We start from the raw sequence: 11,543 nt of genomic DNA on the forward strand, positions 1-11,543 counted from the left end.
TGACCCCTTAGCGACGGATTGGAATTGACCCCTCCGGCGTGGGTTAGTTGGATCCGGCGCGGTCTTTGGCGAGGAGTTCGCGGCGGGCTCGGGTGCGGTAGGAGTCGCCGGTGAGGGTTAAGACTTCGGCGTGGTGTACCAGGCGGTCGATCATGGCTGCGGCGACGACGTCGTCGGAAAACGTCTCTCCCCACCGTCCGAACGGGAGGTTGCTGGTGACCATGATGGAGCCGATCTCATAGCGGGACGCGATCAGCTGGAAGAACAGGTTGGCCGCGTCCTGGTCAAACGGGATGTAGCCCACTTCATCGATGATGATCAGCTTGTAGCGACGGATCTTCTTCAGCTCGGCCTCGAGTCGGTTGGCCTGGTGGGCCGCACCCAGACGGGCGATCCAGTTCGACGCGGTGTCGAACAGGACGCTGTAGCCGGCGTGGGCGGCTTTGATGCCCAACCCGATCGCCAAGTGTGTCTTGCCGATGCCGGGCGGGCCGAGCAGAATCACGTTCTCGGCTTTGGGGACGAAGGTGCCGGTGGCCAAGTGGGCCAACACATCTCGCCGCAGTGAGGGCAGGTGGTCGAGGTTGAAGTCCTCCAGGGTTTTGATCTGGGGGAAGTGCGCGGTGCGGATCCGCATTATCGTGCCGGCCGATTCGCGGTCAGCGACCTGGCGCTGTAACAACGCGGCCAGATACTCCTCATGTGACCAGTTGTCGTCGCGGGCTTGATCGGCCAGCTCTGCCCAGCAGCGCCCGATCGTCGGGGTTTTCAACACCCGGGTCAGGTAGGCCAGCATCGACGGTAAGCCGTCGGCGGGAACCGGGTTGTTGACAGGCATCAACGTTGGGCTGGCCGTCTTGGTTTTGGTGGTTGCCACTATGGTGTGTTCTCCGTTCCTGTTGGTGTGTCATCGGTGAATGCGGTTGTTTCCGTGGTGAAGTCGACGCCAAACAGGGCGTCGTAGTCAGGCAGTGCCCGTAACGTCACGGGGTGACCGTCGAGGTGATGGCGCGTGTTGTGTCGGTTGCGGCGTTGATGATCGATGTACTGGTGGCGCAGCGCCGCCGCGGTGGTCACGTGCGCGGGATCGGTAATCACCGCGTGTTTGGCCCACGACCGATCGTGACGGGCCACCACGGTGCCGTCACAGTAGACCACCACCTGCTCGGGGCTGGCGGTGACGTCGACGAACCGCCCGATCACCCGAGGATCGACCGAGTAGTCCACGGTGTCAACACGCACGTAATAGTCACGGGCCAAACGGATTCGGTGATTGATGCCGATCGGCGGGGCTACCGGCGGTAGCGGCAGCATCGCCAGATAATCGGTCCCCAACAGATCAGCCGGGCGCCCGCCGACCGCGCGCACGGTGCGGGTATTGGCCCGCACCAGCCACTGGTCGAGCTGGGCGTTGAAATCCGCCGGCGAGGCGAACGTTCTGCCCGGCAGGAACGAGGTCTCCAGATAGCCGTTGGCTCTCTCGACAAGGCCCTTGTATTCCGGATCGCGCGGTGGAGCCAGCTTGATCTGGGTGGCCAACGTGCCGGCGAAGGCCACCGCCGGTGTGCTCACCCGGCCAGTGCCGCCGATGGCGGCCTCGCGGTCCCACAGCAACGTCTTAGGAACCCGCCCGATCTGGGAGATCAATGCCCACATCCCCGACAAAATGTCCCCACCCTGGCGTGACGGGATCATCATCGCCGACAGGAACCGGGAGAAACCCAACATCATCACCAGCACTGGCAACACCCGCTCCTGGCCCGGGCCCACCGGGATCTTCGTGGCCGGGAACCACAGATCACATTGCGCCAATTCACCTGGCTCATAAGACATCCGGTCGACCGGATCAACCCCGAGATACTCCGGACGGATCTGACGCACACGATCTTTGAGCGTGGTCATCGAATACCGCCAGCCGATCCGCTCAGCGATCACCGTCGCCGGCATCGTCGGCCAGTCCGCCAACAGCACCCGAATCTGCGGCTCCACCCGATCAGCCAGCTTTGCTCGCGGCCCGCGTTCACGCCGCGGTACCGCCTCGACCCGCAACGCCGACCGCACCGTGTTACGTGCAATCCCTAACCGCCGAGCGATCTCCTTAATCGGCATGCCCTCGGCACGATGCAACCGGCGGATCTCCGCCCAATCCTCCACTGAAATCACCCTCCCAGCATCGGCCGGGGGTCAATTCCAATCCGACGCTACGGGGTCATTCTCAGCCCGTCGCCGACACCTGCGAATACGCATCCGTGACAGTGCGCAGTTGTTCGCACCGATCCGCAGGAGTTGACGGCAAAGTGACAGCAAAACTGTTGGTGTTGTCGTACCAGGCGCTCGGTGGTTCTTGTTCGGACCCATCGACGGCCGACGATCCAAGCCTCACGTGACCCGCACCCACACGGGGTGGCTTCAAAGCCTTCGTTGCGAATCTGCACTCTCCTTCGGCCTAATCGCCGGATGGGGCTTGAGGAGAGCCGCCAAGCCCGGGCTCGCGCCTTTAACCCGCACGTTTGTGTGCAAAAACGTATCTATTTGATACGATTGCGCACATGGCGATCTGGGATCGGCTGGTTGAACTGGCCGCCGAACAACATGGCTACGTCACGACTCGCGATGCGCGAGACATCGGCGTCGACCCTACGCAGCTTCGCCTCCTAGCGGCGCGCGGACGTCTTGAGCGTGCCGGACACGGTGTGTATCGGGTGCCCGTGCTGCCGCGCAGTGAGCACGACGATCTTGCCGCCGCCATCTCGTGGACTTTGGGCCGTGGTGCTGTCTCGCATGAGTCGGCCTTGGCGCTTCACAGTCTCGCTGATGTCAACCCTTCGCGCATCCATCTCACCGTCCCGCGCCACAACCATCCACGCGCGGCCGGGGGCGAGCTGTACCGAGTGCACCGCCGCGACCTCAAGGCAACCGACGTCATGTCGGTCGACGGAATACCCGTCACGACGGTTGTGCGCACTATCAGAGACTGCCTAAAGACGGGCACTGATCCTTATCAGCTTCGGGCCGCAATTGAGCGAGCCGAAGCCGAGGGCACGCTCCGTCGTAGGCCAGCAGCTGAGCTACGCGCTGCGCTCGATGAGCCCACCATCGGATTACGCGCTCGGCCGAACCGAGCATCGGCGTGACCAAGCCTTATTCGTCGCCGCCGACGAACCTGCGCTCACTACGAGATCGGCTCACCCAGGTAGCAGAACGACAGGGTGTCGTATTCGGTCGACTGCAACGGCACGTCGCGATGATCGTAGTTGCACAGTTCGCGGCCATGCTCACTGACGACAGCGGTACGCCGCTGCTGTTGGTCAAAGGCGGATCGTCGCTGGAACTGCGCCGGGGAATTGCCGATTCGCGGACCTCCAAAGACTTCGACACGGTCGCACGCCGCGATATCGAATCGATCCATGAACAGCTCGCTGACGCGGGGGAGACGGGGTGGGAGGGATTCACTGCGATCTTCACTATCCCCGAAGAGATCGATGTTCCGGGCATGCCCGTCAAGCCGCGCCGATTCACCGCCAAGCTGAGCTACCGTGGCCGGGCTTTCGCATCTGTTCCGGTCGAGGTCTTCTCCGTCGAAGTCGGCAATGCCGACCAGTTCGACACCCTCACCTCCGATGCACTCGGCCTCGTCGACGTTCCTACGACCGTCGCTGTGCCGTGTATGACCATTCCCTGGCAGATCGCGCAGAAGCTGCACGCGGTGACCGCCGTGCTGGACGAGCCGAAGGTCAATGACCGCGCTCACGACCTGGTGGATTTGCAGCTTCTTGAAGGACTGCTGCCCGATGCCGATCTCTTGTCGGCGCGCAGCGCGTGTATCGCCGTTTTCCAAGCGCGTGCTCAGCATCCTTGGCCGCCGGGAGTCGCTGCGCTGCCGCATTGCCCAGGCATGCGACAGCGCGGCCATCGCGGTGGTCTTCCCGGTCCCGCCAGGGGCCAGCGCTAACGCGACTCGCCGGCCACTGCTTGCCATTTCGCGGACCAAGGCGACCTGGCCCTCATTGAGTTCTTTCCCGCGTGCGGCCGAGTCAGCCAGCGCCAGCTCGACATCGACATCCTCTACAGTGCGCCCGCCACGCTGCAGGGCAGCAGCAACAACGCGCCGTTCAGCGGCCAGCAGCTCGTGAGAGGTGTAAGTAGCGCTCCCGTGGCGCGTGTAGACGCTGGTTCCGTCTCGACGGCGCAACTGCGCAGGTTTTCCTATTTCGCCGTCGTCGAGATCAATGTGGGCAACCGACATCGGCTCGGCCAAGGCCGTGTGGGTGATCTTGTCGGCCAACTTGGCGTTGGTGGCATGCCCGCTGCCACGAACGAGCCGCTGCGCCTCGGCTAACACATCATGGCGTTGCCAGGTCGCCCGCGACTGGGCCACCGTCGCAATGACGTTCGCCGCCCGCGCCTCGATCCAGTCGCCATCAACGGCATCGAGCTGTTGGGCTGGCGTGGACAAGACCGCGCCCAGCATCGCGGTCAGTTCCCGCACACCGCCGAGGACCTCAATTGCTTGGCCGCACCACGTCTGACGCTGCTCGGCTAATGATCGGGGTTCGTGTTTGGCTTCGCGCGTTTCCAAAGTCGCCTGTTGGGCCAACGCAATGGTTTCCACGTGCGTCGGTTCCCGACCGTGGGTGGCTTGGAACTGCTTGGCCAGATCGGCGGTGCGAGCTTCGATCGCCAGCCGCCGCGACGACCACGCGGCCATCAACTCTACTGACATTCCGACGATTTCACGCACCGGCCGCTTGCCGCGGCCCTCGCCAACAACATCGGCGAATCGCAGCGCCAGCCGCTGCCCAAGATGGGCCTCCAGGCGCGTGTTGTACAGCTCGGAGGCGGCCACGGTGAACCGGTGTACGGGTTGGCCGTCCAGCGCCAGCCAGCGCAGCACACCGTCTGCACGAACGGTGGCGACCTTGTTGGAGATTGCGACATGGGTGTGCAGATCGAGGTCACCGGCGCGTGAATCACGGTGGGTGAACACGGCCCCGATCAGTCCGGTGGTGTCGACCTGGGCGACGCCATCAGTACCCGAACGGGTCAACGCGGCGTGAGTTTCCAGCCACGCCAGCGCGTCGACCACCGCCGCGTCGTGGCATTCCTCCAGGACTTTCGCGACGTCGAGCGGCGCGATCGCCCACAGCGCCGACACGGACTTCACAGGTGAAAACGTCAGGTCGTAGCCGGCGACCGCGGTGGTGCGGCGCGGGTTTCCCGCGCGATAAAACCACTGAGTTCACGATCGTCGGCGGGCGGCGGCCGTACTGCTCGGCGAACATTCTGCGCGTGGCGACGGTGCGGATCGCGGCGCGTGTAGGCGCGTCGATGGGCACGTTCCAGTGCATTCCGGCTTCTTCGTTGTGGTCGCGGTAGGCCACTGCCAGGGCGCGCGCAAAGGTGGTTTCGCCGTCGCGGATATAGAACTTGCGGCCGAGTTTGGAGGCGTTGATGCCGCGACACCGCGCACTCCACGTGCGGTCGCATAGGCTGTGATCGCATCGGCGTTGGCATGCAAACCTTCGCCGAACAACGCTTTCATTTGGGCTTCGGTGACCTGGGAACCCTCCGGGACCGCGCACACCAGGGCGACATCGCTAGCCGGTACTCCCAGGGGCACGGACGATTTCAGCGACGCCAGCCCTGATCCCACCCAACGGCCCGGCGATTCACCTTTCGACGAGTAGAAATCGATCAGTGGTGCGCGCCCGCGAGCAGTGGAATCGACAGCATCGACTCGCCGGATCAGGTATTGATACCCGTCGCCGGCAGTGAGCTTGTGTGTCGTCATGGTCACTGCAGTGCTGTCCCTTTCGAGGCGCACGTTAGAGACCTGCTCGGCGATCTGTCCTACACAGATAGGGCGGTTCTTAAGAAACCCTTACCCGTAATGCAAGAGGTTGTGTGGTGTCTGGGGTGCTCGAAAACGGTTGGTGGCGTGGTGTGCTGGTGAGGGATGCTGGTGGGGTGCGTAGTGTCCTGCAGCAATTTCTGCCGTGCACGGTTCGGTCGGCCCTCGACACGGCTCGCCGGGTCGGCAACAATTCACTGCAACGATCGCCGGTTTCACGGGTCCCCCTGGTCATGCGGGGTGATTTGCGGGCTCCCAGCTTTGACCGCGGAGGGGCATCGGAGGGGCAGATCACGGCGAATAGGACCTTTCCGCGCTGGTCGCCGGCGTGAGACTGGAGCGCTGCGGACCCTAACCAATAAACCGAATGTGGTTAACCCCGGCTAGGCAACCGTGCCGGAGACTAAACTTGCCAGGTGCCCCCTGATCGCCGGCCACTACGTCCGCTGCGTAAAGACGCCGAGCGCAATCGCCAGCGCGTGATTCAGGCGGCCCGAGAGCTCTTCGCCTCCAGGGGGCTTGAGGCGACTCTTAATGATGTCGCGCACCACGCCGGAGTCGGAGTGGGAACGGTATATCGACGGTTTCCCACCAAGGAGGAGCTGGTCGAAGCGATCTTTGAAAATGGCGTCGATCAGATCACCGCGCTCGCGGAGTCGGCGCTGCGAGAAAAAGACTCCTGGCGCGGGTTCGTGTTGTTCGTTGAGCGGTTCTGCGAAGTCACCGCGACCGACCGGGGGCTTCGAGAGGCTGTGTTCAGCAAGGCTTATGGCGGCGACCGAGTCGAGGCTTCTCGGCTGAGGTTGACCCCCCCGATCTCCAAACTCGTTGAGCGGGCCAGGAACGACGGCCATCTTCGTCCCGAAGTGTCGCCCACCGATATACCATTTCTCGGTCTTGTAGCGGGCACGGTAAGTGAGTACGCCGGCCATATCGAACCGGAGCTGTGGCGGCGATATGTGTCGATCTTTCTCGATGGCCTACGCCGCCTTCGAGGGCGGGAATGTTTGACGGTCAATGCGCTTGAAGATCGGCAACTCGACGCGGCAATGCGCACCTGGTATCCGGCAGGGTCTAGCTGATGCCGGCACCTCTGTATTCGCCTTCTGTGCGAGCCGTTCGCCGCTACCCAGTTGCGCAGGCCCTGTGAAAGTCGTTCGTTACCAAGCGGATCTGCTGCGCTTCATCGATTGATCCGTAACGATTCCGTCGACTGCGCAGGGCGTGAAGGCCCTGGCATCGCCATGGCGCGGCGAGCAGCGGAACGTTCTCCGGCCTAGGGTCCCAGAGGCGTGGACGTTCATCTCGTCAGGAGCGCGCATTGGGTGAGTGTAACGACGAGCACACCTAAACCGGATTGATCCTATCCACTTATTCGTTTAGTCTAACTTCCTATACCTGCTTCGACAGCCGACTACTTGGGTGATTTCCCGTCACTGAAAGGCTCGCACTTGACCGTCATTCCCGATTTCGCGGCTCCTCGCGCCAACCCATTGCGTCATTGGGGGAGTGAGCCCAAACTGCACGATTGGCGGGGACTTGCCAACCCGGGGTCACTCGTCAGCGATGGGTGGTGGCGGTGACCGCGATGGTTGGGATCGTGCGGCGGGTGTGGCTTCCGCTGCTCATCGTGGTGGCTGTCGTGGTCGGCGGTGTGGCGGTGATGAAGTTGCGTGCAGTTTTTGGCTCCAATGCGATTTTGGTGGCGCCCAACAGTTCTGACAGCGCAGCAGACTTCAACCCCAAGGTCGTCACCTATGAGGTGTTTGGCTCTGGGGCCAGTGCTGTCATCAACTACCTCGACCTTGACGGGAAGCCTCAACGGACCCCGCAGGCATCGTTGCCGTGGTCGTTGACGCTGCGCACCACCGCACCGGCGGCCACGCCCAACCTCCTCGCCCAGGGCGACGGTGACTCCATTGCCTGTCGGATCACCGTCGACCGCCAGGTCAAGGACGAAAGATCGGTTACCGGTATGAATGCCATGACCTTCTGCTTGGTGAAGTCAGCATGAGCGCGCGTATGCATGAGACCCAGACCGATCGCATTGCGGTCGCGCATACGTCCCAGCCGTGGATACCGCGAACGATCCGCGCGCTGGCGGTGCCGATCGTCATCGGCTGGATCGCCGCAGTCGCGATTCTCAATACCGTGGTACCGCAACTGGAAACGGTCGGCAAGATGCGCTCGGTGTCGATGAGTCCCAACGATGCGCCGTCGATGATCGCCACCAAACGGGTAGGCAAGGTGTTCCGCGAATACGACACCAGCAGCTCGGTGATGATCGTGCTCGAAGGCGACAAGCCGTTGGGCGCGGATGCACACCAATTTTATGACCGCATTGTGCAGGAGCTGCGGGCCGACAAAGAGCATATCCAGCACGTGCAGGATTTCTGGGGCGATTCATTTACAGCGGCAGCCGCTCAAAGCGTCGACGGTAAGGCTGCCAACGTCCAGGTCTACATCGCGGGTGACCAGGGAGAGGCGCTGGCTAACGAATCCGTGGAGGCGGTCCGCCATGTCATCGCCACCACGCCGGCGCCTGCAGGGGTCAAAGCCTATGTGACCGGGCCTGCGGCATCGACTGCGGATCAAAACGCGACCGGCGACAAGAGCATGGAGGTCATCGAGCTGCTCACGTTCGGCGTCATTATCGCGATGCTGTTGGTGGTCTACCGATCGTTGATCACGGTGTGCATTGTGCTCGTGATGGTGGTGCTGGAATTGGCGGGTGCTCGAGGAGCGGTGGCATTCCTGGGCTATTTCAAGGTTTTTGGTCTCACGACGTTCGCGACCAATCTGGTGGTGACGCTGGCGATCGCCGCGGCCACCGACTACGCAATCTTCCTGATTGGCAGATACCAGGAAGCGCGCAGATTGGGGCAAGATCGCGAAGCCTCCTACTACACCATGTTTCATGGAACGGCGCACGTGGTGTTGGCTTCGGGCCTGACTATCGCCGGGGCGGCCTTCTGCTTGGTCTTCACCCGGCTGCCCTACTTCCAGACAATGGGCATTCCATTGGCGATCGGCATGGCGATCGTGGTTGCTGCCGCTTTGACGCTCGGTCCGGCGCTGATCGTGGTTGCCAGTCGCTTTGGTCGGGTGCTTGATCCCAAACGTATGACCCAGGCGCGGGGGTGGCGGCGCATCGGCACCGCGACCGTGCGCTGGCCCGGCGCGATCTTGGTCTGCGCTATCCTGGTGGCCCTGGTTGGCCTGTTGACCCTGCCCGGCTACCACACCACCTACAACGACCGCATCTATCTGCCTGCTAACACCCCGGCGAACGTCGGTTACGCGGCCGCCGATCGGCATTTCTCTCAAGCGAAGATGAATCCCGATTTGATGATGGTCGAAACGGATCACGATCTGCGCAACCCCGCCGATTTCCTGGTGATCGACAAGATCGCCAAAGCCCTTGTCCACGTGCACGGTATCGCCCAAGTGCAGACCATCACCCGGCCTGAGGGACGCCCGATCCAACATACCTCGATCCCGTACAACCTGAGCATGAACGGCACCGGCCAGGTGATGAACAACGACTACCAGCAGATGGTCCTGAAAAATACCCTCAAGCAGGCCGATGACATGCAGGTCACCATCGACTCGATGGAAAAGATGCAGACCATCACCGCGCAGCTGGCCCAAGTCACCCACAACATGGCGGCCAAGATGAAAAAAACCAGCGCGGATGTCCAGGATTTGCGCGATCACATGGCCGATTTCGACGACTTCTTCCGGCCGATACGCAGCTATTTCTACTGGGAGAAACACTGCTTCGATATCCCGGCCTGCTGGTCGTTGCGCTCGGTGTTCGACGCGCTGGACGGCATCAGCACCATGTCCGACGACCTCGCCGACCTGGTCCCTGACCTCGAGCGCATGGACGCGCTGATGCCACAGATGGTCGCGCTGATGCCCCCAATGATCGAATCGATGAAGAGCCAAAAGGAGTTGATGCTCAACCAGTATCAGGCTCAGAAGGCGCAGCAAGACCAAACGATGGCCTTGCAGGACAATGCCACGGCGATGGGCCAAGCGTTCGACGAGGCCAAAAATGATGACTCGTTCTACCTGCCGCCCGAAGCCTTCGATAACGCGGATTTCAAACGCGGTGTGAAGTTGTTCTTGTCGCCGGATGGCCATGCCGTGCGGTTCACCATCATTCATCAAGGCGACCCGTTAACTGAGGAAGGCACGTCGCGTACTGGGCTGCTCAAAGTCGCCGCAGCGGACGCCATCAAGGGAACACCGCTGGAGGGATCACGGATCTACCTTGGTGGCAGCGCGGCCATGTACACCGACATGCAGCAAGGCGCCAACTACGACTTACTCATCGTCGCCGTCGCCGCCCTCATCTTGATCTTCATCATCATGGTGGTCCTAACGCGGGCTGTGGCGGCCGCAGCGGTCATCGTGGGAACCGTGGTGCTCAGCCTGTCGGCCTCGTTCGGGCTCTCAATCCTGCTCTGGCAACACATCGTTGGCATTCCGTTGCACTGGATGGTGCTGCCGATGTCGGTCATCATCTTGTTGGCCGTGGGATCGGACTACAACTTGCTGCTGGTATCGCGGATGAAAGAGGAGATCCACGCCGGACTGAGCACGGGCATGATCCGCGCTATGGTCGGCACCGGTTCAGTGGTCACCTCGGCCGGCCTGGTCTTCGCCTTCACCATGATGTCCATGGCGGTAAGCAAACTGATCGTGATCGGCCAGGTCGGAACCACAATCGGTTTAGGCTTGCTGTTCGACACCCTGGTGGTGCGCTCGTTGATGACGCCATCGCTGGCGGCCCTGCTGGGCCGGTGGTTCTGGTGGCCGCGACAAGTCCGTCCCCGACCACTTCCCCAACCATGGCCGTCGCGCCAACAATCCAGGCAGCTGCAAACGGTATGAGCGTTCAACCGGGACGGCCGCCCACCCGTCCCACCTTCCGGCGGGCACCTGCACTGTCGAGATGCAATGAAGATTGACAAGCGTGCACTGATTGTTTGACAACGTGGTTAGTTCCGCTAATGTTTTGAACCGCGAATCAGCTGTTCAGATGGGCTTCAACAGGCCGCTTGAACACGATTTAGTCCATCCGCCGATCTGAGTGCCCTGGTTAGCCGCCGTCAGTTACCAGTTCGGGTGGATCCGGTTCGGGGGGGAGGCGTTCGACTCCTGGCTCGAAGCCACTGCTAGGCATCTAGGGGTAACTGTCGGCGCAGTTGCTCGCGCAGCGGATATTTCGATCGCCACTCGGCCAGGTTGGAGCAGGTGGCTGTCAGCCAATCAGCTGAGAGCTGTAGAGGCAGCGACGGGGGTTTCGCAGGAGGTCGTCCGAGCGATGACTCTGAGCACGTATGACGGTGCGGCCTTGCAGCTCGACCCTGTTTCGCACCGTCTCGAACCGACGTTTCCGTTTGGGCCTCTTGTGGGGTCGCGATATTGTGCCGAGTGCTTGACGGAGTCGTGCGGTCGCTGGCAGTTGATCTGGCGACTCGGCTGGTCTTTCCTGTGTATCCGCCACAATCGGCTTCTGGCCGATGCCTGCACAGAGTGCGGGAAACGTCAACGGCGCCATCAGGTTTACCGCCATGCCGACACCCGCAACGTGCTCATGCGGCGCTAGTCTCACAGCGACGCAGACCCTGCGTCTCACTGCCGATCACCCGATTGTCGAGGCTCAGCGACAGATCTTTGA

The 11,543-nt window shown here is 62.2% G+C and carries 7 protein-coding genes and 2 pseudogenes; 6 read left to right on the forward strand and 3 right to left on the reverse strand.

The window, feature by feature from the left end:
• Positions 1–43 precede the first annotated feature (43 nt).
• Together istB and istA are read right to left on the reverse strand one after the other, a co-directional pair.
• Positions 44–838, reverse strand: coding sequence for an IS21-like element helper ATPase IstB (gene istB, locus JF781_RS26350; RefSeq protein WP_225330477.1), 795 nt, complete (start codon positions 836–838; stop codon positions 44–46).
• Between the two features lie 38 nt (positions 839–876).
• On the reverse strand, positions 877–2,163 hold the full coding sequence (gene istA / locus JF781_RS26355) for an IS21 family transposase (RefSeq protein ID WP_225330472.1): 1,287 nt from the start codon (positions 2,161–2,163) through the stop codon (positions 877–879).
• Between the two features lie 347 nt (positions 2,164–2,510).
• Here istA and JF781_RS26360 point away from each other — a divergent pair, with 347 nt between their 5' ends.
• Positions 2,511–3,134, forward strand: a complete 624-nt coding sequence (locus JF781_RS26360; RefSeq protein WP_225330473.1) for a type IV toxin-antitoxin system AbiEi family antitoxin domain-containing protein — start codon at positions 2,511–2,513, stop codon at positions 3,132–3,134.
• Positions 3,131–3,892 (forward strand): annotated as a pseudogene (locus JF781_RS26365) (nucleotidyl transferase AbiEii/AbiGii toxin family protein); the annotation flags it as partial. The gene JF781_RS26360 and the pseudogene JF781_RS26365, both read left to right, overlap by 4 nt.
• Here JF781_RS26365 and mobF read toward each other — a convergent pair.
• Positions 3,890–5,797: pseudogene (gene mobF, locus JF781_RS26370) on the reverse strand (MobF family relaxase); the annotation flags it as partial. The pseudogenes JF781_RS26365 and mobF overlap by 3 nt on opposite strands.
• Before the next feature lie 470 nt (positions 5,798–6,267).
• Here mobF and JF781_RS26375 point away from each other — a divergent pair.
• The 4 genes from JF781_RS26375 to JF781_RS28775 all read left to right on the forward strand — a co-directional run bounded on the left by JF781_RS26375 (position 6,268) and on the right by JF781_RS28775 (position 11,471).
• Positions 6,268–6,933: a TetR/AcrR family transcriptional regulator gene (locus tag JF781_RS26375; RefSeq protein ID WP_225330474.1), complete on the forward strand. Its 666-nt coding sequence runs from the start codon at positions 6,268–6,270 to the stop codon at positions 6,931–6,933.
• A 506-nt stretch (positions 6,934–7,439) separates the two neighbouring features.
• Positions 7,440–7,865, forward strand: coding sequence for an MmpS family transport accessory protein (locus tag JF781_RS26380; RefSeq protein WP_225330478.1), 426 nt, complete (start codon positions 7,440–7,442; stop codon positions 7,863–7,865).
• On the forward strand, positions 7,862–10,753 hold the full coding sequence (locus tag JF781_RS26385) for an RND family transporter (RefSeq protein WP_225330475.1): 2,892 nt from the start codon (positions 7,862–7,864) through the stop codon (positions 10,751–10,753). The genes JF781_RS26380 and JF781_RS26385 overlap by 4 nt, the downstream gene beginning before the upstream one ends.
• 199 nt (positions 10,754–10,952) lie before the next feature.
• Positions 10,953–11,471 carry a TniQ family protein gene (locus JF781_RS28775; protein ID WP_225330476.1) on the forward strand — a complete coding sequence of 173 codons (519 nt, stop codon included), beginning with the start codon at positions 10,953–10,955 and terminating at the stop codon, positions 11,469–11,471.
• Positions 11,472–11,543: the final 72 nt, after the last annotated feature.

The sequence above is a fragment of the Mycobacterium sp. WUMAC-067 genome (assembly GCF_020217485.1).
GTDB lineage: Bacteria > Actinomycetota > Actinomycetes > Mycobacteriales > Mycobacteriaceae > Mycobacterium.